This is a genomic window from Luteibacter jiangsuensis (assembly GCF_030812295.1).
Taxonomy (GTDB): Bacteria; Pseudomonadota; Gammaproteobacteria; order Xanthomonadales; family Rhodanobacteraceae; genus Luteibacter; species Luteibacter jiangsuensis_A.
Genome location: NZ_JAUSSK010000002.1, coordinates 1,039,517 through 1,064,486, shown reverse-complemented (window position 1 = coordinate 1,064,486; position 24,970 = coordinate 1,039,517). Strand labels below are relative to the sequence as shown.

General features: G+C 67.2%; 22 protein-coding genes. 7 read left to right on the top strand and 15 right to left on the bottom strand.

Translation table 11 applies throughout. From position 1 onward, the window contains the following. Positions 1–138 precede the first annotated feature (138 nt). The 5 genes from J2T07_RS10055 to pdsR form a co-directional block, all read right to left on the bottom strand. A complete protein-coding gene (locus J2T07_RS10055; RefSeq protein ID WP_306849483.1) occupies positions 139–624 on the bottom strand; it encodes a DUF4019 domain-containing protein in 486 nt (161 codons plus the stop codon). 389 nt (positions 625–1,013) lie between these two features. Beyond that, on the bottom strand, positions 1,014–1,673 hold the full coding sequence (locus tag J2T07_RS10050; RefSeq protein WP_306849481.1) for a chorismate--pyruvate lyase family protein: 660 nt from the start codon (positions 1,671–1,673) through the stop codon (positions 1,014–1,016). A 74-nt stretch (positions 1,674–1,747) separates the two neighbouring features. Further along, positions 1,748–3,223 (bottom strand): anthranilate synthase component I, encoded by a 1,476-nt coding sequence (gene trpE / locus J2T07_RS10045; RefSeq protein ID WP_306849479.1) that lies wholly within the window; start codon positions 3,221–3,223, stop codon positions 1,748–1,750. 252 nt (positions 3,224–3,475) lie between these two features. Then, the gene (locus J2T07_RS10040) at positions 3,476–5,473 is read right to left on the bottom strand and encodes an ATP-binding protein (protein WP_306849477.1); all 1,998 of its coding nucleotides are present in this window, start codon (positions 5,471–5,473) and stop codon (positions 3,476–3,478) included. A 298-nt stretch (positions 5,474–5,771) separates the two neighbouring features. Continuing rightward, positions 5,772–6,461, bottom strand: coding sequence for a proteobacterial dedicated sortase system response regulator (pdsR, locus tag J2T07_RS10035; protein WP_306849476.1), 690 nt, complete (start codon positions 6,459–6,461; stop codon positions 5,772–5,774). 267 nt (positions 6,462–6,728) lie between these two features. Between pdsR and J2T07_RS10030 the strand changes: the two genes are divergently transcribed. The 3 genes from J2T07_RS10030 to J2T07_RS10020 all read left to right on the top strand — a co-directional run bounded on the left by J2T07_RS10030 (position 6,729) and on the right by J2T07_RS10020 (position 10,386). Beyond that, positions 6,729–7,340 (top strand): glutathione S-transferase family protein, encoded by a 612-nt coding sequence (locus J2T07_RS10030; RefSeq protein WP_306849473.1) that lies wholly within the window; start codon positions 6,729–6,731, stop codon positions 7,338–7,340. Between the two features lie 32 nt (positions 7,341–7,372). After that, positions 7,373–9,445 (top strand): pyridoxamine 5'-phosphate oxidase family protein, encoded by a 2,073-nt coding sequence (locus J2T07_RS10025; protein WP_306849472.1) that lies wholly within the window; start codon positions 7,373–7,375, stop codon positions 9,443–9,445. Between the two features lie 68 nt (positions 9,446–9,513). Beyond that, a complete protein-coding gene (locus tag J2T07_RS10020) occupies positions 9,514–10,386 on the top strand; it encodes a LysR family transcriptional regulator (RefSeq protein ID WP_306849470.1) in 873 nt (290 codons plus the stop codon). Positions 10,387–10,840: 454 nt separating this feature from the next. Here the strand turns inward: J2T07_RS10020 and J2T07_RS10015 are convergent, their stop codons facing one another. From J2T07_RS10015 to J2T07_RS10000, 4 genes are all read right to left on the bottom strand, one after another. Then, a complete protein-coding gene (locus tag J2T07_RS10015; RefSeq protein ID WP_306849468.1) occupies positions 10,841–11,587 on the bottom strand; it encodes a hypothetical protein in 747 nt (248 codons plus the stop codon). A gap of 92 nt (positions 11,588–11,679) precedes the next feature. Continuing rightward, positions 11,680–12,354, bottom strand: a complete 675-nt coding sequence (rpe, locus tag J2T07_RS10010) for a ribulose-phosphate 3-epimerase (RefSeq protein WP_306849465.1) — start codon at positions 12,352–12,354, stop codon at positions 11,680–11,682. Between the two features lie 208 nt (positions 12,355–12,562). Then, a complete protein-coding gene (djlA, locus tag J2T07_RS10005) occupies positions 12,563–13,360 on the bottom strand; it encodes a co-chaperone DjlA (RefSeq protein WP_306849463.1) in 798 nt (265 codons plus the stop codon). Next, positions 13,357–13,683, bottom strand: a complete 327-nt coding sequence (locus J2T07_RS10000) for a c-type cytochrome (protein WP_306849461.1) — start codon at positions 13,681–13,683, stop codon at positions 13,357–13,359. Before J2T07_RS10000 ends, djlA begins: the two co-directional genes overlap by 4 nt. Before the next feature lie 97 nt (positions 13,684–13,780). On the opposite strand from J2T07_RS10000, the gene J2T07_RS09995 reads away from it, so the two are divergent. The 4 genes from J2T07_RS09995 (at position 13,781) to J2T07_RS09980 (ending at position 15,874) form a co-directional block, all read left to right on the top strand. Next, positions 13,781–14,677, top strand: coding sequence for a phosphoribosylaminoimidazolesuccinocarboxamide synthase (locus tag J2T07_RS09995; protein WP_306849459.1), 897 nt, complete (start codon positions 13,781–13,783; stop codon positions 14,675–14,677). Positions 14,678–14,712: 35 nt separating this feature from the next. Then, a complete protein-coding gene (locus J2T07_RS09990; RefSeq protein ID WP_306849458.1) occupies positions 14,713–15,180 on the top strand; it encodes a DUF962 domain-containing protein in 468 nt (155 codons plus the stop codon). Positions 15,181–15,190: 10 nt separating this feature from the next. Beyond that, positions 15,191–15,601, top strand: coding sequence for a hypothetical protein (locus tag J2T07_RS09985; RefSeq protein ID WP_306849457.1), 411 nt, complete (start codon positions 15,191–15,193; stop codon positions 15,599–15,601). Between the two features lie 90 nt (positions 15,602–15,691). After that, the gene (locus J2T07_RS09980) at positions 15,692–15,874 is read left to right on the top strand and encodes a DUF2061 domain-containing protein (protein ID WP_306849455.1); all 183 of its coding nucleotides are present in this window, start codon (positions 15,692–15,694) and stop codon (positions 15,872–15,874) included. Here the strand turns inward: J2T07_RS09980 and J2T07_RS09975 are convergent. From J2T07_RS09975 to J2T07_RS09950, 6 genes are all read right to left on the bottom strand, one after another. Next, positions 15,857–17,992 carry a beta-agarase gene (locus tag J2T07_RS09975; RefSeq protein ID WP_306849453.1) on the bottom strand — a complete coding sequence of 712 codons (2,136 nt, stop codon included), beginning with the start codon at positions 17,990–17,992 and terminating at the stop codon, positions 15,857–15,859. The two genes, J2T07_RS09980 and J2T07_RS09975, sit on opposite strands and share 18 nt — an antisense overlap. 155 nt (positions 17,993–18,147) lie before the next feature. Next, the gene (locus tag J2T07_RS09970) at positions 18,148–19,470 is read right to left on the bottom strand and encodes an APC family permease (RefSeq protein ID WP_306849451.1); all 1,323 of its coding nucleotides are present in this window, start codon (positions 19,468–19,470) and stop codon (positions 18,148–18,150) included. 223 nt (positions 19,471–19,693) lie between these two features. Beyond that, a complete protein-coding gene (locus tag J2T07_RS09965) occupies positions 19,694–20,152 on the bottom strand; it encodes an REP-associated tyrosine transposase (protein ID WP_306849449.1) in 459 nt (152 codons plus the stop codon). A 62-nt stretch (positions 20,153–20,214) separates the two neighbouring features. Beyond that, a complete protein-coding gene (gene lpdA / locus J2T07_RS09960; protein ID WP_306849447.1) occupies positions 20,215–22,032 on the bottom strand; it encodes a dihydrolipoyl dehydrogenase in 1,818 nt (605 codons plus the stop codon). Positions 22,033–22,047: 15 nt separating this feature from the next. Next, positions 22,048–23,754 carry a dihydrolipoyllysine-residue acetyltransferase gene (gene aceF, locus J2T07_RS09955; RefSeq protein WP_306849445.1) on the bottom strand — a complete coding sequence of 569 codons (1,707 nt, stop codon included), beginning with the start codon at positions 23,752–23,754 and terminating at the stop codon, positions 22,048–22,050. Between the two features lie 321 nt (positions 23,755–24,075). Beyond that, complete coding sequence (locus J2T07_RS09950) at positions 24,076–24,939, bottom strand: mechanosensitive ion channel family protein (protein ID WP_306849443.1); 864 nt, start codon at positions 24,937–24,939, stop codon at positions 24,076–24,078. Between the last annotated feature and the right edge of the window lie 31 nt (positions 24,940–24,970).

Below are 24,970 nucleotides of genomic sequence, written 5' to 3'. Positions count from 1 at the left end.
GCGCTGGCGGGGGGGGGGGGGTTGGGGGGGGGCGTGGGGTCGTCCGCGGCGTGCTTCCGCCATGGAAGCACCCCGCGGTGGTGGGGGGGGGGGGGGGGGGGGGGGGCCCGCGCCCCCGCCCGCTCCCCACCCCTGTATCTATTGCACGAACGGGATCTCCCGTTGCACCGGGCGGATGACATAACCGACCGGTAGCCATCCCGTGCCACCCGGCGCCAGCGACACCGTTTCGAAGATCACCGCGCGGGTGTAGTGGGCCACGAAGATCACGTTGAGGTAATCGCCGGCGGGCAGCCCCACCGGATCGCGCACCCGCGTCACCTCGAACCATTCGCGGCCGACGAGGAGTCCACGATCCACGCGGATCTTGCGCAGATAGCGCACCCATTCGGGGCGCGAGACGAGCTTCTGCATCATCGCGCCCGCTTCCAGCCACATGGCGTCCGCGCGGCGGCCGTCGGACATGCGGACCCAGTGCGTGGCGCAACTCACCGCGTTGTCCAGCGAGTTGGGCTGCGGGCCGAGGCGCGGCGCGTTGCTGATGCTCAGCAGCGAGGCGAAGGGCTTCGCGCCGGGAATGCCAGCCGCGGGAATTTTTCGTGCGGGTGCCGGCACCGAGGACATGGACCGTTCTCCGTCATGGGATCTCAGCTTCCGGCGCCGGGCGGCCGGTGCCAAGTCAGCCGGATGGGATACGCGGTTGGTGGGGGGCGGCGGGGTTGCCGCGCTGGCGCGCGGATCGCCGACAAGGTCGGCTCCCACCAGGCAGAGGGAAACTTGAGGGAGGGGAAACTTGAGGGAAGGGAAGCTCGAGGGAAGGGAAACTTGAAGGAAGGGAAACTTGAGGGAAGGGAAACTTGAGGGAAGGGAAACTTGAGGGAAGGGAAACTTGAGGGAAGGGAAACTTGAGGGAAGGGAAACTTGAGGGAAGGGAGACGTGGGGGAAGGGATGCCTGGTGGGAGCCGACCCTGTCGGCGATAGCTCACTTGTGTGGGAGCCGACTTGTCGGCGATCAGCGCCGCCCGAAGGCGAGGACGTCGGACGTATAGGTCTCCACCACGAGGCTGAAAGGCTGGTTCGCCTCCGTATACAGCACCGCCCGGTGCCGCAGCACCTCGTGCGGAATGGCCAGCGCCGCCTTGTGCGCTGGCGGTAGCGGCGCGTCCATCTCCCAGCCCGCGGGCAGCGGCGACCACAGCAGGTCGGCGCTGATCGTCTGCCGGCGGAAATGCAACGCCTGGACCACCTTCCCGAACGGCTGGTCGGTGGTGTCGAGGATCTGGTTCATTTCCGGGGTGAGCCGCGCGGGCACGTACCAGTTGTCCGCCTCGGACAGCACGTGCTCACCGCAGGCCAGCTGCACGCGGCGATAGCGCACCGGCTCGTTCGGACCGATGCCCAGCGCCGCCCGCTCGTCGTCGGGCAACGGCTTGTCCTGCCCCTTCACACGGCGGGCGAGGATCTTCACCTCCGGCGCCAGCGCATGCGCGCCGCACCAGCGCTCCAGCGTCAGTGTGGCGCTGGGGTGGCTGAGCAGGTCGGCATTGAGCGACTGCAGGAGCGCCAGCGCCTGCGTGCGCGAGGTGATGTCGTCCGTCCACGGCTCGCGCGCCTGCGCGGTGGCCGCCATGACGGCGAGGGACGTGGCGGCGATGATCGTTCGGGTGTTCATGGAAACAGGAACCTTGGGGGGAAGGTATCGCCGCTGAAGCGGCTCCCACATGCTGGTTTCGTGACGTGTGCGGGTCAGAGGCCCTTGGCTGCCTGGGCGACGGCGCGGAAGAGCGCGCGGCCCTTGTTCATGGTTTCTTCCCACTCGGCGGCCGGGTCGGAGTCGTAGACGACACCGCCGCCGGCCTGCACGTGCAGGCGGCCGTCCTGGATCACCGCGGTGCGGATCGCGATCGCGGTGTCCGCGTCGCCCCACCAGCCGAGGTAGCCGATGGCGCCCGCGTAGATGTTGCGCTTGAACGGTTCGAGTTCCTGGATGATTTCCAGCGCGCGGATCTTCGGCGCACCGCTGACCGTACCCGCCGGGAACGCCGCCTTGAGGACATCCATGTACGAGAGATCGTCACGGATATCGCCTTCCACCTGGGAGACGATGTGCATCACATGCGAGTAGCGCTCGACGACGAACGAATCGGTGAGCTCCACCGTGCCGGTCTTGCTCACGCGGCCCACGTCGTTGCGGCCGAGGTCGATCAGCATGAGGTGCTCGGCACGCTCTTTCGCGTCGGCGAGCAACTCGGTCTCGAGCGCGACGTCTTCCGCCTCGTCCTTGCCACGGCGGCGCGTGCCGGCGATCGGGCGCAGCACCACGCGGCCGTTCTTCAGGCGCACGAGGATCTCCGGTGACGAACCGACGATCTGCGTCGAGCCGATGTCGATGAAGTACATGTACGGCGACGGGTTCATCGCGCGCAACGCGCGATAGACGTCCACGGGGCGCGCGTTGAAGCCGATGCTCAGGCGCTGCGAGGGCACCACCTGGAAAATGTCGCCGGCGCGGATGTATTCCTGCGCCTTGCGCACCGTTTCTTCGTATTCCTCGCGCGTGAAGGAGGATTGGAAGTCGGATTCGTCGAGCGCTTCCGGCTGCAGCATCTGCGGATACGACACGCCACTCTGGCGCAGGCGGAAAGCCAGCGCGTCGAGGCGGCGCGACGCTTCGGCATAGGCTTGCGGCTTCGCCGGGTCGGCATGGACGATGAGGTACAGGCGGCCCTTGAGGTTGTCGAAGACGGCCACTTCATCCGCCAGCATCAGCAACACGTCGGGCGTGCCCAGCTCGTCCTTCTTGTCCCATTGGGCCAGGCGCTTCTCGATGTAGCCGATGGTCTCGAAACCGAAGTAACCCACCAGGCCGCCGGTGAAGTCCGGCAGGCCGGGCAGCTTGGGCACGTCGTATTGCTTACGCAGGATCTCGATCTCGGCAAGCGGATCGTCGAGGTGACGGCGCTCGACCACCTCGCCGTTGTCCTCGACTTCCAGTTCGTGCCCGCGCAGGCGATACACGCGACGCGCCGGCAGGCCGATGATCGAATGACGCCCCCAGGTGGCACCGCCCTCCACGGATTCGAACAGGAAGGTGTACGGGCCATCGGCCAGCTTGAGGTACACCGACAGCGGCGTGTCGAGATCGGAGAAGACCTCGCGCACCAGCGGAATCCGGGTATGGCCCTGGGCGGCGTAGGCGTCGAACTGTTCGCGGGAGATCATCGGGCGATGGGGGCGCGTTGGAGTGATCGCCGATTGTAGCCGCTTAAGGTGGGAACCGACCCTGTCGGCGATGGGTGCTCGCCGCAACCTGGCCCGCTGTTGTGGGAGCCGCTTCAGCGGCGATGGGTGCTTGCCTCACCTGGCCCGCTGCCGCGGGATCGCCGACAAAGTCGGCTCCCACAAGGCTCCTACAAGGTCGGCTCCCACCAGGGCGATTGCCACCCGAGTGGGGCAACGGAGGACTCCCACCGCTCAGGCGAGGCGTTGGCGGGGGAGGCCCTTGAGGTGCAGGGTGAAGGCGACGCCGTCTTCGAGGTTCCGGGCGCTGGCGCTGCCCTGGTGGCGCTCGGCGACCAGGCGCACCACGTACAGGCCGAGGCCCAGGTGCGGCGCGTCGCCGGGCGTCGCCTTGTCGCGCAGGCTCACCAGCGAATCGAACAGGCGCCCCTGCATCGCCGCGGGCAGCGGCGGGCCCTGGTTCGACAGTTCGATGTCCGCGCCCTCGGCCGTGGGCCGCAGGGCGATGCGCAGCCAGCCGCCGGGCGGCGTGAACGACAGTGCGTTGTCGAAGAGCTTGTCGAGCGCCTGCGCGATCAACTCCGGCGACACATGCATGAAGACCGGCGCGGACGGCAACTCGACTTCCAGGCGACGGTCGCCGGCCAGTCCGCGATACCCCTCGGCGCACCCGCGCACGATGTCGGCCAGGTCCACGTCTTCGGCCTCCGCCGAGGCGATGGCGCGCTCCATGCGGCTGGCTTCGCTCATCGCGCGGACCAGCGCACCCAGCCGTGCCACGCCGTCGCGCGCGCGGGCCAGGTAAGGTTCCGCCTCGGCCGGCAGGCCGGCGTGGTCGAGGTTGTCCAGCGAGGATTTCACGATCGCCAGCGGCGTGTTGAGTTCGTGCGAGAGCTTCGAGGCCAGCGTGCGCAGGTAATCGGTGTATCCGCCGACCACCTCGAACAGGCGCTCGAAGCTGCGCGCGAGATCGCCCAGTTCGTCGGTGGCGTCGGTCAACGGGAACGGGCCGTCCAGGTGGCCATCGTTGTCCTGCGCGCGTTCCGCCGCGTTGCGCAGGCGGCGCAGGCGGAAGGTGAGCCGCGTGGCGAACAGCAACAGCACGCCACCGGCGATGAGCAGCACGGCGAAGCTGGTGAGCAACAGGCCGAACAAGGCGCGATTGGCGAGCAGCGGCACCGCGCGGCTGGGCTGTTCGAGCAACACCACGCCATGCAGCGCGCCACGCATCTGGATCGGCATGGCCGCGGCGAGCACCACGCTGCCACGCGCCTCGCCCGCGCGCCACGCCGTGGCCGGCTTGCCTTGCAGCGCTTCGCGCACCTCGGGCAGGTCGATGCGCGGGGCGTCTTCGGCCCATGCGCTTTCGTCGTCGAGACGGGTCGCCAGCAGCGATCGGTACACCAGGGAGGCGAACCAACCCGGTCGTTCCGTCGCGGGGAGATCGGGCAATTCGAGCTTGCCGCTTTGCGCCACCAGCCACGCGTCGGCCGAGAGCACGCGCACGCGCACGCCGTCGGGCGCCAGCCTCGCCACTTCCTGCGAGAGCGACGGAGAGAAGTCCAGCAACGGCCGGCTCTCGGCGGTGAGCGGTTCGTTATCGCCGTCGGCGGCGACGTGCACGCCCAGGCCGAAACGGTCGAGGCGCAGGCCACGCGGCAGGCGGAACTCCACGCGGAAACCGCTGCCGTCTTCCTGCCACTGCGCATTGATGCGATCGGGCAGCACGCCTGCTTCCGCGTCCAGTGCGATGGCGGTGGTGGGACCGGGCGCGGCGCTGGCCATGAGGTAACGCTGCACGTCCTCGCCGCTGGCGATCGACACGATGAGGTGATCAGCGCTGAGGACGAGGCGATCGCCGGCATCGGCGCGTCGACGGTGCGTGGCGCGCACGTCGACGTAGAAGTACAGCCAGTGGTCGTCCTCGGCGAGCATCACGCGCGCGTTCTTGCCGAAGGTCTGCGCCCAGGGGCTGAGCGATGCCCAGTCGTCGGCGTAGCCATCGACGGTGATCGGCACCGGGGTGTGCTGGAGGTACCAGGCGGCGCCGGCGGGTGGCAGCGGGGCGTCGACCACCACGAGGCTGCGTGCCATGGCGCGGGCGGAGGCGACCAGGGCCTGCGCCTGGCCTTCGCGCAGGAGCGTTTCCATCTGGCGCACGTAGAGCCACCCGGCGATGGGCAAGGCCAGGGTGCAGAGGGCGACGAGAAGGAGTTTCTGGCGGAGGGTCATGGCGAGAGCATCGCCGACAGGGTCGGCTCCCGCCAGATGGGTGGCGAGTCAGCTGATTCGATGGTGTGTGTGGGAGCCGCTTCAGCGGCGATGGGGTGCTCGCAGCGAGTTTGCCCGCTGCCACGGGATCGCCGGCATAGCCGGCTCCCACGAGGACCACTCCCCGACGGACCACTTCCAGACAGTTCACTCCCACAAAGGCCACCCCCACTCATGGAACCGGTTGGGATGGAAGCGGCCTGACGGGAGCCGGCCAGGATGGCTTGGTGGGAGCCGACCCTGTCGGCGATGCGGTGTATCACGGCGTCCAGCGATACCCCACGCCGTGCACCGTCTCGATGGCATCGAAATCCGGCGCCAGCGCCACGAACTTCTTGCGGATGCGCTTGATGTGCGAGGTGATCGTCGCGTCGTCGACCACCAGTTCCGCCTCGCGCATCAACTGGTCGCGGTTCTTCACGTGGCCGGGGAAACGCACCAGCGTATGCACCATCCAGAATTCCGTGACCGTGAGCGGAATCTCGATGCCGTTCCACAGCACGCGCATGCGCTCCGATTCCAGTTTCAGCGGCCCGTGCTCGATCACCGTCTCGCTCGCGGCGGGCGCCTTCAACGATTCGATGCGACGGAACAGCGCCGCGATACGCGCGGCCAGCTGGTGCAGGCTGGTGTCCTTGGACAGGTAGTCGTCCGCGCCAAGGCGCAGTCCCGAGATCACGTCGAAATCCGAATCGCGCGCGGTCAGGAAGATGATCGGCAGCGTGGCCGACTTCGCGCGCAGTTCGCGGCAGAGATCGAAGCCGCCTTCGGGCTCGTCGCCCAGGCCGATGTCGATGATGACCAGTTCCGGCAGGCGCATGGCGAAGGCCATCGAGGCCTCCGCGCGCGAGCCGTAGCCACGCGTTTCGTAGCCGAACCGGTTCAGCGCCTCCACGTAGTTGGCGCGGATGAGCGGTTCGTCTTCGACGATGGCGATGCTGCGGGCCATGGGGCATTCCGTGGATGTGTGGATCGGCGTGCGCAGGGTGCTATGGGGGCGCCCTCTCCGCAAGGGTGCGGGCGCGATTGCCCGCGTTTTGCCCCTTCTTGCGCCGGTGGCGAGCCGCAGCGCCAGCCCGGCCGTGCGTGGCGGCCATTATTTCACCTAGTGCAATGATGAAGTGTCAGATCAGGTGATTCTCACTACGCATTAAGTACCGCAATCTGGCGGCGCGGTACGGGAATCGGCCCGGCCGGACTCTCTCAGGACATCGACATGAAGCTCTATCACCATCCGCTGTCGGGCCACTCGCACCGCGCCCGGCTGTTCGTCTCGCTGCTGGGCCTGCCCCATGAACTGGTCGAGGTCGACCTCATGGCCGGCGCGCACAAGGCCCCGGAATTCCTGAAGCTCAATCCCTTCGGCCAGGTGCCGCTGCTGGACGACGATGGCGTCGTGGTCGCGGATTCGAACGCGATCCTGGTGTACCTGGCCAAGAAAGCCGGCCGCACCGACTGGCTGCCGGACGACCCGGCGGGTGCCGCCGCCGTGCAGCGCTGGCTGTCCGTGGCGGCCGGCGACGTGGCCTACGGTCCCGCCGCCGCGCGACTCATCACGGTGTTCGGGGCGAAGTACGACGCCGATGAAGTGATCGCCCGCGCCCATGTCCTCCTGAAACGGCTGGAAGCCCGGCTGTCGGTGCAGGAGTGGCTGGCCAGCGAGCACCCGACGATCGCCGATGTCGCCATCTACAGCTACGTCGCGCGGGCGCCGGAAGGCAACGTCGATCTCTCGGACTACCCCGCCGTCAACGCGTTCCTGCGCCGGATCGAGGATCTTCCCGGCTTCGTTCCCTTCGCCCGGACCCCGGTCGGCCTCGCCGCCTGACCTTGCCTTCTCGCCCCGCACAGGACATCGCCATGACCGCGTCACTGAAAAAGCTGCCGACATGGCACGAGGGCGAGACCTTCATCCAGGAGAAGGTGGGCGTCGCCGAACGGATGGCGGTCGTCGGCCAGCGCGTGGTGCGCGACTTCATGCCGGAGCAGCACCGCGAGTTCTATGAACAGTTGCCCTTCGTCGTGCTGGGCAGCGTCGACGCGCACGGCGATCCCTGGGCCACGCTCCTCGCAGGCATGCCGGGTTTCATGTCGTCGCCGAATCCCACGACGCTGGATATCGACCTCCGCCCCGACCCGAGCGACCCCGCGGCGGAAGGTGTGCGCGCGGGCGAGGCCATCGGCCTCCTGGGTATCGAGATGCATACGCGGCGCCGCAACCGCATGAACGGCTTCGTCGCTGCGCCAACGGCGGGGGCGGGGTTTCGGGTCGACGTCGACCAGAGCTTCGGAAACTGTCCCCGTTACATCCAGCTACGCGACGCAAGGTACGTGCGTGACCCTGCCCTGCCTTACACGGGCGCCGTGGAAGAGTCGACGCAGCTGGATGACGCGGCGCGCGACACGATCGAGGCAGCGGACACGTTCTTCGTCGCGACCTACGCCGACCGTGAGGACCGGCGGCAGGTCGACGTGTCGCATCGGGGTGGCAAGGCGGGCTTCGTCCGCGTCGACGCGGACGGCACGCTCACCGTGCCCGACTTCAATGGCAACCTCTTCTTCTCGACGCTCGGCAACATCGTGCTCAACGGCAAGGCGGGGCTCGTCTTCGTCGACTACGAAAAAGGCGACCTGTTGCAGATGGTCGGCGATGCCGAGGTGATCCTCGACTCGCAGGAGATCGCCGCGTTCCAGGGCGCGGAACGGCTGTGGACCTTCCGGCCGCGCCGTATCGTGCGCCGCACCGGTGCCTTGCCGCTGCGCTGGTCGTTCCGCACGGACGGCTGGTCGCCCAGCTCACTCATGACCGGCGATTGGGACCAGGCGGCGGCTCGTTTGCAGGCGGCCTCGCTCGCGACGCGCTGGCGCCCTTTCAAGGTGACGCGGATCGTCGAGGAAAGTCCGTCGATCCGCTCCTTCCATCTGCAACCGGATGACGGCGCGGGTCTTCTTTCGCACGCCGCCGGGCAGCACCTTCCGGTGCGCGTCACCATCAGCGGCACGGACAAGCCCGTCATACGTACCTATACGCTGTCCGTCGCGCCATCGGACGGCGTGTACCGCATCAGCGTCAAACGCGACGGCGCGGTATCGCGCCATCTCCACGACACCCTGAAGATCGGCGACATCATCGAGGCCCGCGCGCCCGATGGGGACTTCACCATCGATCCCCACGAGGCGAGGCCGGCGGTGTTGTTGGCGGGAGGCATCGGCATCACGCCGTTGCTCGCGATGCTGCGTCACATCGTCTACGAAGGTTTGCGCAAGCAACGGATGCGTCCGGTCTTCCTCATCCAGGCGGCGCACTCGAAGGCCGACAGGCCGTTCGACAAGGAGATAGCGACACTCGTCGAAGCCGCGCAAGGCGCGGTGAAGTGGATCCGCGTGCTGAGCGACACCCGCGGTGCCGAAGAAGGCACCGACTACGACGTGGCCGGACGCATCGACATGGCCCTGCTGACACGCGTGCTGCCCTTCAACGACCACGATGTCTATCTTTGCGGGCCCGCGGCGTTCACGCAGTCGCTCTACGACGGCTTGCGCAAGTTCGGCATCGACGACACGCGAATCCACGCGGAGGCGTTCGGACCATCGTCGTTGAAGCGCGCGGTGGACGCGGGCATCGCGGCACCGGTTCGTCCTCCGGTGTCGACCGAGCCGGTGCCCGTCACCTTCATGGATTCACTGAAGGAAGCACGTTGGACGCCGGCATCCGGCAGCCTGCTGGAACTGGCGGAAGCGCGTGGCCTGGACCCCGAATTCAGCTGCCGCGAAGGCACCTGCGGAACCTGCCGGACGAAGCTGCTCAAGGGTGCCGTCACCTATATCGAGGAACCCACCGCGCGCGTCGCCGCCGACGAGGTATTGATCTGTTGCGCGGTGCCTGCCCAGCGCGAAGGCGACGAGGAAAACCGCATCCAGCTCGCGCTCTGATGCTTCAGGCACGGGTGCTATCATCCTCGCGGAACGGGCGAGGGGAACGGATGGATCGCTGGCAGGCCATGCGCATCTTCGTAAAGGTGGCGGAAACGGAGAGCTTTTCCGAGTCCGCGCGTCAGCTACGCATGAGCGCGCCGGCAGTGACACGCGCCATCGCCGCGCTCGAAGACCTGATCGGAGCGAGGCTGTTCATCCGCACCACGCGTTCGGTGAAACTGACCGAACCGGGCAGTCGTTACCTCGACGATTGCCGCCGCATCCTGGCCGATATCGACGAGGCGGAAGCCGCCGCCGCGGGCTCGTACGCCACGCCCACCGGCACGCTCTCCATCACGGCATCGTTGCTGTTCGGACAGATGTACGTGCTGCCGGTCATGCACGAATACCTCGAGACCTATCCCACCGTTTCCGGCAGCCTTCTGTTCGTGGATCGGCCTGTGAACATCGTCGAGGAAGGCATCGATGTGGCGATTCGCATCGGCCATCTTCCGGATTCGGGGTTTTCCGCCATCCAGGTCGGCTCGGTCCGGCGCGTGGTCTGTGGATCGCCGGACTACTTCGAACAGCATGGCGTTCCCGCCACCCCTGCCGACCTCAAAGATCACCGTATCGCCGTGTCGACCAGCGCATGGACCTCGCCGCATTGGCGCTTCGCCGGCGACCATCGGGTGACGATCGACGCCTGGCTCCAGTGCAACACCAACGATGCCGCGATCGCGACCGCCACGGCGGGCCTCGCCTTGACCCGGGTGCTTCATTACCAGGTCGGTCCGGCCCTGCTCGATGACCGTCTCCGGGTCGTGCTCGCCGACTACGAGGAGCCGCCGCTGCCCATCCACGTGCTTCATCCCGAAGGCCGGCACGCGCCCGCCAAGGTACGGGCCTTCGTCGACCTGGCCGTATCGCGCCTTCGCGGGAACCCGCTGCTCAACTGAGCAAGGCGTTCGTCCCTGCACGAAGTCTTTGCCCGCGATTTGCCATAAACGATCCGCGGATTGCCCCACCCGGGACGCTCCGCCCGCCGCGCGTGGCATTCAAATGGCCATGACGGCGCGCCACCCGGCGCCGGAGGAGAACCCATGAAAACCAAGCCCGACGCCGACAACACCGAACTGGACCGCGACTTCGAGCCGCTGCGCGTCGCCCTCGCCTTGGGCGCGCTGGTCCTGGGCCTGCTGTTCGGCCTGCACTGACGGGAGACGCACGCATGGATCTCTTCGACGACTTCGTGGAACCGGCCATGGAAGGCCTTGGGGCGATCGGCACGCACGGAAGCGCGCCGATCGCCGGGCCGGCGGAACCCGACCCGAACTGGCAACCCGTGTGATCGACTGAGCCTCCTTCACTCCCCCGGCCCGATGGCCCGGGGGAGCTTTTTCGTGCGTCTCGTCAGTCGGCCCGTGACTTGAGCGCGGCGACCTGGCCGATAGGCACCAGTTCCGCGTCGCCGACGAACACGTGGCTGTCGTAGCCGTAGAAGTACATGGCCTTCTGCGTCTGCAACATGCGGCCGAGCGAGAAGCCACTCTGCAGCGGTGCGTCTTCGACAAGGCCCGAGGCGCCGTAGGGCACGGTCACGCCGTCGATGAACACGCTGCCGCCGAAGTTGGTGGCCCAGGCGATCTGCTGGTATTCCCGGTCGAAGCGGCGTTCGGCGCGCGGAGCGGCGACGTCGTCGGCGTAGGTGGCCTTCAGCTCCTTCCAATAGGCATTGGCCTGGGCCAGTTCCTCCGGCGTGACCTGCTTGTACGCGGAGATGAAGGTGGGCTCGTACGAGGGGTCGTGGCGTTCGGCGGCCAGCGCCAGCCAGGCGAGGCCCAGCGGGCGGTTCTTCTCGGCGTGGTCGCCATTGAAGTACATGACGCCGAGCGCGTACTGCGCGGGCTTGCTGGCCCAGCGGGCGGCGTCCTTCAGGCTTTCGCGAGCCAGGCCGTCATGGCCGCTCCAGTAGTTCCGGGCGGCCGAGCAGAAGTAATAGTCGCCGGGCAGGAAGCGCTCCAGGCCCCCGGGGCACGGCAGCAGCGACTTGGACACGACGCTTTGCTGGTCCGGCAGCGGCTGCGGGCGATCGCCCGCGGTGGCGGCGAGGGGCGCGGCGAGCGCCAGGGACAAGGCAACTACGGACAACGTCTTCATGAGCGCATCCTCCAGAAAGCCCCCCCGGGCGTACCAACGGTACTACGGTACTCCCCTTGTCGCCGTGAAACCTTGTTTAGACGGATGGCCGCTTACTTGCCGTCGATGGCCGCATGCATCCGGCGGATCACATCGGCGTAGTCCGGCGCGTTGAAGATGGCCGAGCCCGCCACGAAGGTGTCCGCGCCGGCGGCCGAGATCTGGCCGATGTTGTCGGCGTTGACGCCGCCATCCACCTCGAGGCGGATCTTGCGGCCGCTGGCGTCGATGCGCTCCCGCACATGACGGATCTTGTCCAGCGCGCCCGGGATGAACTTCTGCCCACCGAAACCGGGGTTCACCGACATGATCAGCACCATGTCGATCTTGTCCATCACGTAGTCGAGCCAGTTCAGCGGCGTGGCCGGGTTGAACACCAGGCCGGCCTCGCAGCCCTCGCCCTGGATCAGCTGGATGGTGCGGTCGACGTGCTCGCTGGCCTCGGGATGGAAGCTGATGCTGCGCGCGCCGGCCTTGGCGAAGTCGGGCACGATGCGGTCCACCGGCTTGACCATCAGGTGCACGTCGATGTGCTCGGTGATGCCGTAGTCGCGCAGCGCCTTGAGCACCATCGGGCCGATGGTGAGGTTGGGCACGTAGTGGTTGTCCATCACGTCGAAGTGCACCCACTGCGCACCGGCGTCGAGAACCTTGCGCGTGTCCTCGCCCAGGCGGGCGAAGTCGGCCGAGAGGATGGACGGGGCGATGACGGGGGACTGCTTGGCCATGATGGGTACCGTGGTGTGACGGAAGGTGGTCAGGGTATACGGTTGTCACTAAAGCTGGCGTGGACGGGAGTGCTTTGTGTCGCTGCCGCGACATCGCCGACAAGTCGGCTCCCACCAGGCTGCTCATCGCCGGCAGGTCGGCTTCCACCGGTTAGGTGGCCCTACCGGAGTGCCGGCTCTTGTGGGAGCCGACTTGTCGGCGATGCTCTCACTTGAAGCCCCTCTCCGCCTTGATCCGCTCGTACGCCGCGTTGATCTCGCTGGCCCGCGCCTCCGCGCGCCGGCGCATGTCGTCCGGCAGGTCGCCCAGGCGGTCGGGGTGGTGTTCGGAAATCAGCTTGCGATAGGCACGCTTGATCGCACGGTCGTCGGCGTCTCGCTGGATGCCGAGGACCGCGTACGGATCCGGCCCCTGCGTGTTCCGCTGCGGCGGCACGTAGCCGCCACCGCCACCGTACGAGCGGCCACTGGCGCCGGCGTTCCAGGCGTAGCCCTTCATCGCCATGAGCGCCATCAGTTCCATGTCGCTGACCCGAAGGGCGAAAGCGAGCTGGCGCAGGATGGCCATCTTCTCCGGGGACGGATTGCCCTCGGCGAGCACCGTCTCGATCACCACGTCGATCACCGGGAAGGCATGGTCGCGGCGGTGGCCGACCCATTGGCGCAATTCGTCGATGACGGCGGTGGCGTTGAACTCGGGCTGCTTGCCTTCGTTGAACGCCTCGATGGCGACGCGCCGGGCTTCCTGGTCGAGGCCCATCCGCGCCATCAGGCGCTCGGCGATGGCGATTTCCCTCTCGGAAACGCGGCCGTCCGCCTTGGCCACGGCGCCGATCAGTGCGAACAAGGGGGCGACATACCCGCCTTGCGTCGGCGTGCGCCGGCGTTGTTGCTGGCGACTGGCGTCGAACATGAAGCCGAGCGCGCCGCCGACGAGGGCGCCGAGCAGGTTGTGCGTCAGCCACATGCCGAGCACGGCGCCGATGAGAGTGCCGGTGAAATTCATTGAACGGCCCTTGGGGGGTGCGGGGCGGCGGGATTCTGCGCGGAGAACCACTGCGCGAGCTGGTCGAGTTCGGCGTCGGAGAGAGGACCGGTCGCGGCGCGCATCACGGGAATGTCGCGGCGGCCGTCACGGTACTGGCGCAGGGCTTCGCGCAGGTAGTCGAGCTTTTGCCCGGCGAGATTGGGCGCGCCCGGGATCCGCGCCATGCCGTCCTCACCGTGACAGGCCGCGCACAGACCCAGCCGCGCCGGCTTCGCGGGCGGTGCGGCAAGGGCGGGGGCGGTGAAGGCCAGGGCTAATGCCGCGGTCGTAAGGATTCGCATGGCGAGGCTATGGGGGCGGTAACCTAAAATTCTAGCAGGCCGACCCGGCGACCACCGCTACAATGCCCGGATCGATCGCCCCACCGGAGCCCCCACCGTGCCGACCACCCTTTCGCAATCCGACCTGCCTGGCCTGGAGCTCATCCATCGCGGCAAGGTCCGCGACGTCTACGCCCTGCCCGGCAACCGCCTGCTGATGGTGGCGACCGACCGGCTGTCGGCGTTCGACGTGGTGCTGCCCGACCCGATCCCCGGCAAGGGCGAAATGCTCACGCAGATTTCCAACTTCTGGTTCGCCCGCACCGCGCACATCATCCCCAACCATCTCACCGGCGAGGATGTCGCCTCGGTGCTGCCCGCCGGCGTGGATCCGAAGCTGTACGCGAAACGCGCCGTGATCACCAAGCGCCTGAAGCCGGTGCCGGTGGAAGCCATCGCGCGCGGCTACCTCATCGGTTCGGGCTGGAAGGATTACCAGGCCACCGGCGCCCTGTGCGGCATCACCCTGCCCCCGGGCCTGCAGCAGGCGCAGAAGCTGCCGGAGGCGATCTTCACGCCATCGACCAAGGCCGCCGTCGGCGACCACGACGAGAACGTGAGCTTCGACGCCGTGGTGGCCGCCGTCGGTGAAGACCTCGCCAACGCCGTGCGCAAGGCCACGCTCGCCATCTACGCCTTCGCCGCCGCCTTCGCCGCGGAGCGCGGCATCATCGTGGCCGACACCAAGCTGGAGTTCGGCACGGACGAGAACGGCGTGCTGCACGTGATGGACGAGATGCTCACCCCCGATTCCTCGCGCTTCTGGCCCGCCGACGCGTACAAGGTCGGGATCAGCCCGCCCAGCTACGACAAGCAGTTCGTCCGCGACTACCTCGTGGACATCGGCTGGAACAAGTCCCCGCCCGCCCCGAAGGTGCCGGAAAGCGTCATCGCCGGCACCGCGGCGAAGTACGCCGAGGCGCTCGACAAGCTGGCCGGCATCCGACTGGACTAAGCTTCCCCCATCGAGGCATCACGGAGGGGAGCGCCATGCGCGACGCAGCCACCTGGTTCGGCAACTACAGCCGCGACCACCAGAACCCGACCAACCAGCTGATCCACTGGATCTGCGTGCCGGCGATCACCTGGACGGTGGTCGCGCTGGTCTGGCTGATCCCCGTCCCCGGCTGGCTGGGACGGCCGGGTCTCTGGGCCGTGCTGGCGATGTTCCTTGCCTTCTGCTTCTACTACTACCGGCTGTCGCGAACGATCGGCCTGGCCATGGCAGGTGCTTTCGTCGTGCTGGCCCTGGTCACCGATACGATCTACCAGGCCATCGGGTCCACCGGCTTGCTGCGGCTGGCCATCGGCGTGTTCGTGGTGGCCTGGATCGGCCAGTTCATCGGTCACAAGATCGAAGGCCGCCGCCCCTCTTTCTTCACCGACATCCAGTACCTGCTGATCGGCCCCGCCTGGTTGATGAGCAAGGCCCTCGGCCGCTTCGGCGCGTCGTACTGACGGATACGCCGTGACCCAGCCCCTCCTGACCTTCCTCTCCGCCGCCATCTGGTGGGTGATCTATTCCAGCGCCGTCGCCGTCGTCCCCGCCCTGATCGTGTGGCTTGCCCTGCGCTGGCTGGAAAAGACGCCCGTGGTCTTCAACCGGGCCTACATGGCCAGCCTGGTCTGGTCGCTTGCCGCCGTGTTGATGGGCGGCCTGGCGATCGCCGCGCAACATGGCCAGGCGCCGGGGCAGTCGATCTTCGTGCTGCCGTGGATGCGCGCGTCGCTGGTGGCCGACATGCTCCTCGGGGCCTGGCTGATCTGGTGGCTGGTGCCGCGGGTCGACGCCCGCCGGGTGAAACCGACCAGCGCCTGCATGGCGGTGGCCCTGGTGATGGTGGTGGCGATGGTCGTCGGAACGGCCATTCGTCGATAGAAGCCTCCTATCGGCGCCATCCATACGATCACTTGGACTCATGGAACGGCATCCCCATAATGAGATGCATTCCTATTGGAGAGTCCGGCCATGGCCAGAAAGATCAAATACGCCGCGACGCACTTCAGCATCGCGTTTTCCATGAGTTATGCGGTGAACCAGAACGTGGCGATCAGCACGATCGTCGGCATCGCCGAGCCGATCGCCTTCGCCCTCGGCCGCGACGCCTCCCGCGAGGTCCGACGCAGCCTTCCCCTAGCGCGCGCCGCCTGATCCACCGCCTGTGCGGGCGTTGGCGTCGGTGACGGCGCGGGTAAACCCTTCGAACGGGATGTCGGTGATGCCGACCAGCCCGATGTGTGCGTTCTCCCCGTCGAGGATGCGTCCCGTCACCGGCTGGTCCACGTACTGGAACCAGTGCGTTCCCACGATCACGCCCGACGCCACCGCGGCGTCGACGAAGCGCGCATAGGCCTTGCCGCGCTCTTCCTCGCTGGCCACCGCGGCGACGCCGTTGCCGAAGGGACCGCGATCCGCCGAGCCGAAGTGGAATTCCGTGATCAGGACGGGCTTGTCCATCTTGCGGAAGGCGGCTACGTCGAAGCCGTGCTCCGGCAGGTCGGTATAGGTGTTGATGCTGGTCACGTCCGCATAAGCCGCGCTGGCTTCTTCCACTTCCGGCGTTCGGACGGCCAGACGGCCGCCGAGAAACAGATGGTGCGGGTCGGCTTGCTTCAATGTCTGCGCGACGGTGCGGAAATACTGGTTCGCATAGAGTTTCAGGAAGGCGATGTAGTCGGCCGCGATCGCCGGATGCGCTTCGTTGGGGTCCGGCGCCTTGAATCCCTTGGCGGCCACCTGTTCCCAATTCGCCACGGGCACGTCCCAGGCTTTCGCGAACGTGGCGGCGTTGCCGTGGGTCTTCTTCAGGTAGTCGAGGAAGGCTTGTTTCGCGGGACTTTCCGGACCCTGCGCAAGGCTGCCCGTGGCGAGCGCCCAGCGGCCTTGCGGCCCCCTTCCCGCCCATGAGAGTTCGTTGTCGGCGAAATAGCCCAGCAACCAGGGGTCGTCACGCACGCCCTTGGCCGCGTTCGCCACGGCGGCCTCGGTCGCCTTGACGAAACGCGGATCGAAAGGGTCGGGCATGCGGCCCCAGTAGTCGAAACCGGTGCCCACGGTGTTGAAATCGCCCTGGATCAGGATGGGTACGGTATAGGCGATGCGATGATCGTCGGCGAAAGCCGGATCGCTCCAGTTGCCCAGCGTGTTGAACCGCCAGGCCTTGAGCCGATCGACGGCGCGCTTGCGCCATGCGGGCTCGGCCTTGTCGCCGAGCGAACGCGCGACGTTGTTCGCATAGACATCCCACCAGCGCCCGTGATTCATGCCGTTGTCGCGCTGCGAGCCCTGGTCGCTACGGCTGTCGGCCGCGCCGCCGAACGGTCCCTTCGCGGCGCCGGGGTCCGCGAACATGTACTCGCGGCCTTGCACGTAGGTACGTCCGTCGGTGAGGTTGACGGCGTTGACGCCGAGCGAAAAGAAGGCATGGCCTTCGGGCGTCACCAGCCACCAGCGGCCGCCATGTTTCTGCGCGTGGAACCAGCCGGTGGCTTGCATCGCGGGCAGGTCGGTGCGGCCACCGTAGCGATCGAGTCCTTTCGGCGCGGCGATATCCGGCGCCGCGTTGGCCCGTGCTTTCAGTTCGTCCTCGGTGGCGACCTTCTCGGGCCAGGTGGTGCGGGTGTACTGGCCGTACCGGTCGACGATCGCGGTATAGGCATGGCGCAAGTCGTCACCACCGGCGACACCGTCGAGCTTGCCGAACAGCAAGGTCTGCGGAGCGCCGGGTTGCGGCATCGACAACGTCACCGAGGTGACGGCATGCGCATCGATCGCACCGTCGACCGACGTGGCGACGATGCTGTCGTCGAACGGCATCGGCGGGCCCACCTGCATGCCGAACGCACGCGGCGAGGTGGCCTGCAGTGATACGGACACGGTCTGCGGCGGGCCAGGTGGTATGCCCACCGTCGCCGTGAGGTGCTTCGAGGCCGAGGCGACGTCGATCATGAGCGTGACCGGCCACGGCATGCCGTTCTGCACGCGCAAGCGCAGGGTGCCATCGGCGGGCCATGACCAACCGCCCTTCGCAGGAGCGAGTACGAGCGACGGCTTCGCCGCCGGCTTGAACGTCACCGCCACCAGTTCCTCCCCTTCCGCGCTCTTGCGCACGGTGGGATCGAGCACGGTGTCGTGCGCCGCGATGCGCACGGATGCGCCGGGATGGACGAGGTTCACGGCCGTCGCCTGCGCGCTGGCCGGCGCGGCGGCTACGACGGAGTCCATGGCGGCGACCGCCGTGGCTAGCACGAAGAGAGTGATGGGACGCATCGCCCCAATCTGCCACGCTACAGGTGAACGGTGCCACCCCATGCGCAGAACGAGTGTTGTTGTGGGAGCCGGCTACGCCGGCGATCCCGCGGCAGCGGGCCAGGTTGCCGCCGCGCTCGTCGCCGCTGAAGCGGCTCCCACACTGCCGCCACTACTCAAGCCACCGCCCGGCGGCGCCACAGGTAGTACACCGGCACGCCGATGGCGATGATCACCAGGCTCATCCCCGCATCCGCGGGCGCCGTCACCGCGGTGGCGGCGATCACGCAAAGCACCGTCGTGGTGAAGACCAACGGCAACCATGGATAGCCGGGCACCAGATAAGGCGACGGCTCCGACAGCAATTTCTTGCGATACCAGAAGATCGTCGCGATACCGAACGCATGCGACAACCACTCACCCACGGTCGTGTAGTTGAGCAAGGCATTGAAGCTGCCCGAGAGGATCAGCACGATCGCCCAGGCGCCGAGCGCCACCAGCGCGAACTGCGGCGCGCCGGTGCGGGCGTCGATGCGGGCGATGGGGCGGAAGAACATGCCGTCGGCACTCATCACCTGTAGCACGCGCGCGCCGCCCGCGATGGCGATGCTGCAGTAGCCGAAGGTGGAGCAAGCGATACCGACGGCGATGATCGTGGCACCGGATTCACCGAACACGCGGCGCATCAGGTCGGCGGCGGGCGCGGTGCTCGCGGCGAGACCGTCGTGGCCCAGGCCCGCCATGTAGGCGATATTCACCAGCACGTAGCACACCACCACGCTGGCCATGCCGAGTCCGAGCGCACGTGGCAGCGTGCGTTGCGGATCGCGCACTTCGCCGGCCAGGTCGTTGAGGTAATGGAAGCCGCCATACGCGAACATCGCCGGCAGCAATGCGCCGATCACCGTGCTTGCCGGTACGTCGTGGGTGGGATCCGCGGCGAAGGCCAGGCCGAGATGGCCATGGGCGAGGAACAGCCCGACCACGATCAGCAGCGCGACGGCGGCAAGCTTCAATACGGTAAAGATGTTCTGCACCCAGGCACCGGCGCGGATGCCGAACAGGTTCACCGCCACGATGAAGCTGATCGCGCCGACCGCCAGCGGCTTCACCCATTCGTGCGGAAGGCCCATGGCGCGGCACGCGTAGTCGGCGAAGGTGGTCGCGACCGCGGCGACGCTGCCCGGATAGTTGATCAGCGCCATCGTCCAGCCGAACAGGAAGGCCGGCAGCTGGCCGAACGCCTCACGCAGGTAGACGTAGGTGCCGCCGGCTTGCGGACGCCTGGCGCCGAGTTCGGCGTAGCAAAGCACCCCGGCGAGCGTGAGCAGGCCACCGAGCGTCCACAGCACGATGACTTCGGTGCCGGAGCTGGTGAGCTGGGCGACGGTGGCCGGCGTGCGGAAAATGCCCGCGCCGATGACACCGCCAATGACGATCATGGCGGCATCCCAGATGCCGAGGCGACGGAGGTAATGGGCTGGCTGAGGGGCTGGCATCCGCCGACCATGCCATAACCGGCGATGCAGGGCGATATGGCCGTGGTCACGGTGGCCTGCGGGCCTGTTTTTGGTGGGCCTGCTTTGGTGGGACCCTGCTTTGGTGGGAGCCGACCCTGTCGGCGATTCCAGGTCACCGCAAGCCCAATCGCCGACAGGGTCGGCTCCCACCAAGCCGTCACGCTGGCCATGTCCCATCAGACCCGCCGGCCCGGCTTATGGGCTACAGCCAGACCGCGTTCCAGTACGGGTAGTCGCCGACGTTCTGCGCCAGGCCGGCGCGAACGGGATTCGCGACGAGATAACGCGCCGCCGCCTTGACGTCGTCGTCCTCTCTCAGCCCCGCATCGTGGAAGGTCTTTTGCCAGACCGGATAATCGCGACCGCGATGTTTCTTCATCGCCTTGGTGGCCAGCGATTTGAACCGCCCCACCACCTTCGAAAGATCGCCGTCATGCAACTCGACGAGGCCGTGCCAATGGTCGGGCATCACCACCCAGGCGAGGCATGCGGCGCCCGTCCATGTCGCCGGCAAATGGGCGACGCGGGCCACCGCGCGCGCGTAGCCGTGGTCGCGGAACAACGGAGCGCGGTTCCACGTCGTGGTCGTGACGAAGTAGACGCGACCGGGTTCCGATGCCCGGCCACGGCGAAGATCGCGGGAATGGGGTCGTGAAAACATTCACCGACCATGCCCTGCCGCGACGGCCCGCGATGCCGTACGGCACCGCGGGTGTCGGTAGGTTATTTCTTCTTCGGGATGTACAGGTCGGTGATCGTGCCTTCGTACACCTCGGCCGCCATGCCGACGGATTCGGCAAGCGTGGGGTGCGGATGGACGGTGCGCCCGATATCGCCGGCTTCGGCGCCCATCTCGATCGCGAGGGCGAGTTCGGAGATGAGGTCGCCCGCGTGCGGACCGACGATGCCGGCACCGACGATGCGGTGGGTTTCCTCGTCGAACAGAAGCTTGGTGAAGCCTTCGGTGCGGTCGATGCCGATGGCGCGGCCGGACGCCGCCCAGGGGAACTTGCCCACGCCGATCTTCAGGCCCTTTTCCTTGGCCTCGCGTTCGGTCACGCCAACCCAGGCGATTTCCGGATCGGTATAGGCCACCGACGGGATCACCCGGGCATCGAAGAAGCTCTTCTGGCCGGCAGCCGCTTCGGCGGCGACCTTGGCCTCATGCGTGGCCTTGTGCGCCAGCATCGGCTGGCCCACGAGGTCGCCGATGGCGAAGATGTGCTTCACGTTCGTGCGCATCTGGCGGTCGACGGGAATGAACCCGCGCTCGCTGACTTCCACGCCGGCCTTGTCCGCACCGATCTTGTTGCCGTTCGGCGAGCGGCCCACGGACACCAGCACGCGATCGTACACGGTGGTCTCGGGGATGCTCTCGCCGTCGAAGGTGACTTCGATGCCCTTCTTCGTGGCCTTCGCCTCGACGACCTTGGTCTTGAGGTGGATGCCCTTGTAGCGCTTGGCGATGCGTGCCTGCAGCGGCTTCACCAAGTCGAGGTCGGCACCCGGCATGAGCTGGTCGGCCAGTTCCACCACCGTGACTTCCGAGCCGAGGCCCGCGTACACCGTGGCCATTTCCAGGCCGATGATGCCGCCGCCCACGACGAGCAGCTTCTTCGGTACGTCGCGCAGTTCGAGCGCCCCGGTGGAATCGATGACGCGCTCGTCGTCCCACGGGAACGAGGGCAGCTTCACCGACTGCGAGCCCGCGGCGATGATGGCGTTCTGGAAGCGGATGAGTTTCGTGCCTTCGGCCGTCTGGACTTCCATTTCATTCGGCGAGATGAACATGCCGATGCCGGTGACGGTACGCACCTTGCGCGCCTTCGCCATCTGGGCGAGGCCGCCGGTGAGCTTGCCGACGACCTTTTCCTTGAACGAGCGCAGCTTGTCCAGGTCGATCTTGGGCTTGCCGAAGGTGATGCCGTGCGCCTCGATGGCGGCGGCCTCGTCGATCACGGCGGCCGCGTGCAGCAGCGCCTTCGACGGGATGCAGCCCACGTTGAGGCAGACGCCGCCCAGCGATTCGTAGCGTTCGACCAGCACGGTGTCGAGGCCGATGTCGGCGCCACGGAACGCCGCGGTATAGCCACCCGGGCCCGAGCCGAGGACGACCAGCTGGCACTCGATGTCCGCCTTGCGCCCCGAATCGCCCGCCGCCTTCACGTTCGCGACGGGAGCCGGGGCCGCGACGGCCTGCTTCGGCGGTGCCGGAGCGGGCGACGGCATGGCGGGCGCGGGCGTTTCCTTCGCCACGGACTGGCCGACGATCTTGCCGGCCGCCGGTTTCCCGGTGCCGTCTTCGGCTTCGATCAGGGCGATGACGCTGCCGTCGTTCACCTCGTCGCCGACCTTGACCTTCAGTTCGACGATCTTGCCGGCCTGCGTGGCCGGCACGTCCATCGTGGCCTTGTCGGACTCGAGGGTGATGAGGCTCTGGTCCTTCGCGACCGTGTCGCCGACCTTGACCAGGATCTCGATGACCGGCACGTCGTGCGAGCCGCCGAGGTCGGGAACCTTCAGTTCGATGGTGTTAGCCATGATCCGGTCCCCCCGTCAGAGCAACAGCCGGCGGATGTCGCCGAGCTGGTTGGCGAGGTATACGGCGAAGCGCGCGGCGAGCGCGCCGTCGATCACGCGGTGGTCGTACGACAGCGACAGCGGCAACATCAGGCGCGGCGCGAATTCCTTGCCGTTCCAGACGGGTTTCATCTGTGCCTTCGACACGCCGAGGATCGCCACTTCCGGGGCGTTGATGATCGGCGTGAACGCCGTGCCACCGATGCCGCCGAGCGAGGAAATGGAGAAGCAACCGCCGGACATGTCGTTGGCGGTGAGCTTCTTGTCGCGCGCCTTCTTGGAAATCTCGCCCAGTTCCGTGGCGAGTTCGAGCAGACCCTTCTTGTCGGCATCGCGGATGACCGGCACGACGAGACCGTCGGGCGTGTCCACGGCGATGCCGATGTGGAAGTACTTCTTCAGCGTGAGCTTTTCGCCGGAGGCATCGAGCGAGGCGTTGAAGGTGGGGAACTTCTTCAGCGCCGCGACCACCGCCTTGATCTGGAACACCAGCGGGGTGATCTTCAGGTCCTTGTTCTCTTCGCCGAGCTTCTTGCGGAAGGCTTCCAGCTCGGTGATGTCGGCATCTTCGTACTGCGTGACGTGCGGGATCATCGCCCAGTTGCGCGCCAGGTTCGCACCGGAGATCTTCTGGATGCGCGACAGCGGCTTCTCGTCCACCTCGCCGAACTTCGAGAAGTCGACCTTCGGCCACGGCAGCAGGTTGAGCCCGCCACCGGCGGCGACGGCGCCGCCCGCGGCCACCGGAGCGCCAGCGGACATCACCTGCTTCACGTAAGCGGACACGTCTTCGCGCTGGATGCGGCCACCGCGGCCGCTGCCCTTGACCTGGGCCACGTCGACGCCGAGCTCGCGCGCGAAGGCACGCACGACCGGGCTCGCGTACGGGACGGCGTCGGGCATGACGACCGATGCATCGAACGACACCGGCGGCGTGCGCGGCGCGCCACCCACCGGCAGGTCAGCCGACGGCGCGACCGCGGCTTCGCGGCGCGGCGCTTCGGCGGGGGCTTCGGAAACGCCCGGCTTGTCGCTGGACGGCGCCGGCTGTTCGTCGGCGGCAGCGGCTTCGCCGCCCTCGCCTTCGAGGATCGCGATGATGTGGTCGTCGTTGACCTCGTCGCCGACCTTGACCTTCAGTTCCTTGATCACGCCCGCCGAGGGCGCGGGAATGTCCATCGTGGCCTTGTCGGACTCGAGCGTCATGAGGCTCTGGTCCTTCTCGACGCGATCGCCGGCCTTGACCATGATCTCGATGATCGGCACCGGCTTGCCGCCGATGTCGGGAACCTTCACCTCGACCGGGCCGGAGGACTTCGACGCCGACGGCGCCATGGCCGCGGCTGGCGCGGGCGCGGGCGCGGGAGCAGCTGCCTTCGGGGCCTCGGCCTTCGGTGCTTCCGCCTTCGGAGCCTCGGCCTTCGGCTGCGCGGCCGGGGCATCGCCCTCGGCTTCCACCAAGGCGATGACGTGGCCTTCGTTGACTTCGTCGCCGACCTTGACCTTCAGTTCCTTGATGACACCGGCAAAGGGTGCCGGGACTTCCATCGTGGCCTTGTCGGACTCGAGCGTCACCAGGCTCTGGTCTTTCTCGACGCGATCGCCGACCTTGACCATGATTTCGATGACGGGGACCGCGCTACCACCGATATCGGGGACGCGGGCTTCTTTGACGTCGGCCATGGAACCTCCTAAAAACAGGCGCTTGCGGGCGGACGAACCCGCTGGCGGGGGAATGACGGGCGCCGTGCTGCGGCGCAACCGGTCGATTGTAATCCCTAGGGCCCGCCGGATGACCCGTTTTTGCTCGATTCAAACGGTCGTTTGGGACGATTTCTGGTTTGCGGGGCGGTTCTGAAAGGCCGTGGGCCCACGCTGCTTCGTGAGAGCCGACCTTGGGGTCGCTTGGAGGGAGCCGACTTCGTCGGCGATGGATGCTCGCCGGGACCCTGCCCGCTGCCGCGGGATCGCCGACAGAGTCGGCTCCCACTCAGGCGGCTTCCCTCACTTCGCAGGCTGCAGCGGATTGCGCTCGCCCTCGGACGGTGGTCCCACGAGACGGATCTCGCTCTGTGGGTAAGGGATGGTGATGCCGGCCTCGTCGAATCCTTCCTTGATCCGGCGCAGGAGCGTCGTCTGCGTCTCCCACATGTCGGCCGTGGCGGTCCATCCACGGATGACGAGGTTCACGCTGGAATCGCCCAAGGCCTCGGTCCACACGCCGGGTGCGGGGTCCTTGAGGATGCGCGGGTCCGCGGCGAACAGATCCTGCACCACCTGCATGGCCTTGCCGATGTTGTCGCCATAGCCGATACCCACCTTCAACTCGAAACGGCGCGTGCCACGCACGTTGTAGTTGATGATCGCGTCGCCACCCACCTTGGCATTGGGCACGACCGCCTGGCGGTTATCCGGCGTGATCAGGTAGGTATGCATGAGGTTGACGCTTTCCACCGTGCCGTCGATGCCACCCAGGCTGACGAAATCACCCACGCGGAAAGGACGGAACAGGATCAGCAGCACGCCCCAGGCGATGTTGGACAGCGAGCTGTTGAGCGCAAGACCGATGGCGAGGCCGGCGGCCCCCAGCGCGGCGATGAACGAGGTGGTCGGGACACCGACCGTGCCGAGCACGTTGATGAAGAGCAGCGCCAGCAGTACGCCATAGATGAGGTTACGCAGGAACAACGCCAGCGTGAGGTCGACACGCGCGCGTTCGAGCGCACGGCGCCCGAAGTTGGCGATACGCGCGGCAAGCCAGAAGCCCACGACCAGAAGCAGCAAAGCCAGTCCGATGCGGATGGCGTAACCGACGATGAGGACGCTCATGGCGTGTTCGACGCCGAGTCGCTCGAGGAGATCCGTCATTTCCCTGCCCTTGTGCGATGAAAAAGCGCAT

Bases quoted from the DNA above. Each gene is read 5' to 3' on its own strand.
- J2T07_RS10055 (WP_306849483.1), bottom strand. From the start codon at position 624: ATGTCCTCGGTGCCGGCACCCGCACGAAAAATTCCCGCGGCTGGCATT.
- J2T07_RS10050 (WP_306849481.1), bottom strand. From the start codon at position 1,673: ATGAACACCCGAACGATCATCGCCGCCACGTCCCTCGCCGTCATGGCG.
- trpE (WP_306849479.1), bottom strand. From the start codon at position 3,223: ATGATCTCCCGCGAACAGTTCGACGCCTACGCCGCCCAGGGCCATACC.
- J2T07_RS10040 (WP_306849477.1), bottom strand. From the start codon at position 5,473: ATGACCCTCCGCCAGAAACTCCTTCTCGTCGCCCTCTGCACCCTGGCC.
- pdsR (WP_306849476.1), bottom strand. From the start codon at position 6,461: ATGGCCCGCAGCATCGCCATCGTCGAAGACGAACCGCTCATCCGCGCC.
- J2T07_RS10030 (WP_306849473.1), top strand. From the start codon at position 6,729: ATGAAGCTCTATCACCATCCGCTGTCGGGCCACTCGCACCGCGCCCGG.
- J2T07_RS10025 (WP_306849472.1), top strand. From the start codon at position 7,373: ATGACCGCGTCACTGAAAAAGCTGCCGACATGGCACGAGGGCGAGACC.
- J2T07_RS10020 (WP_306849470.1), top strand. From the start codon at position 9,514: ATGCGCATCTTCGTAAAGGTGGCGGAAACGGAGAGCTTTTCCGAGTCC.
- J2T07_RS10015 (WP_306849468.1), bottom strand. From the start codon at position 11,587: ATGAAGACGTTGTCCGTAGTTGCCTTGTCCCTGGCGCTCGCCGCGCCC.
- rpe (WP_306849465.1), bottom strand. From the start codon at position 12,354: ATGGCCAAGCAGTCCCCCGTCATCGCCCCGTCCATCCTCTCGGCCGAC.
- djlA (WP_306849463.1), bottom strand. From the start codon at position 13,360: ATGAATTTCACCGGCACTCTCATCGGCGCCGTGCTCGGCATGTGGCTG.
- J2T07_RS10000 (WP_306849461.1), bottom strand. From the start codon at position 13,683: ATGCGAATCCTTACGACCGCGGCATTAGCCCTGGCCTTCACCGCCCCC.
- J2T07_RS09990 (WP_306849458.1), top strand. From the start codon at position 14,713: ATGCGCGACGCAGCCACCTGGTTCGGCAACTACAGCCGCGACCACCAG.
- J2T07_RS09980 (WP_306849455.1), top strand. From the start codon at position 15,692: ATGGCCAGAAAGATCAAATACGCCGCGACGCACTTCAGCATCGCGTTT.
- J2T07_RS09975 (WP_306849453.1), bottom strand. From the start codon at position 17,992: ATGCGTCCCATCACTCTCTTCGTGCTAGCCACGGCGGTCGCCGCCATG.
- J2T07_RS09970 (WP_306849451.1), bottom strand. From the start codon at position 19,470: ATGCCAGCCCCTCAGCCAGCCCATTACCTCCGTCGCCTCGGCATCTGG.
- J2T07_RS09965 (WP_306849449.1), bottom strand. From the start codon at position 20,152: ATGTTTTCACGACCCCATTCCCGCGATCTTCGCCGTGGCCGGGCATCG.
- lpdA (WP_306849447.1), bottom strand. From the start codon at position 22,032: ATGGCTAACACCATCGAACTGAAGGTTCCCGACCTCGGCGGCTCGCAC.
- aceF (WP_306849445.1), bottom strand. From the start codon at position 23,754: ATGGCCGACGTCAAAGAAGCCCGCGTCCCCGATATCGGTGGTAGCGCG.
- J2T07_RS09950 (WP_306849443.1), bottom strand. From the start codon at position 24,939: ATGACGGATCTCCTCGAGCGACTCGGCGTCGAACACGCCATGAGCGTC.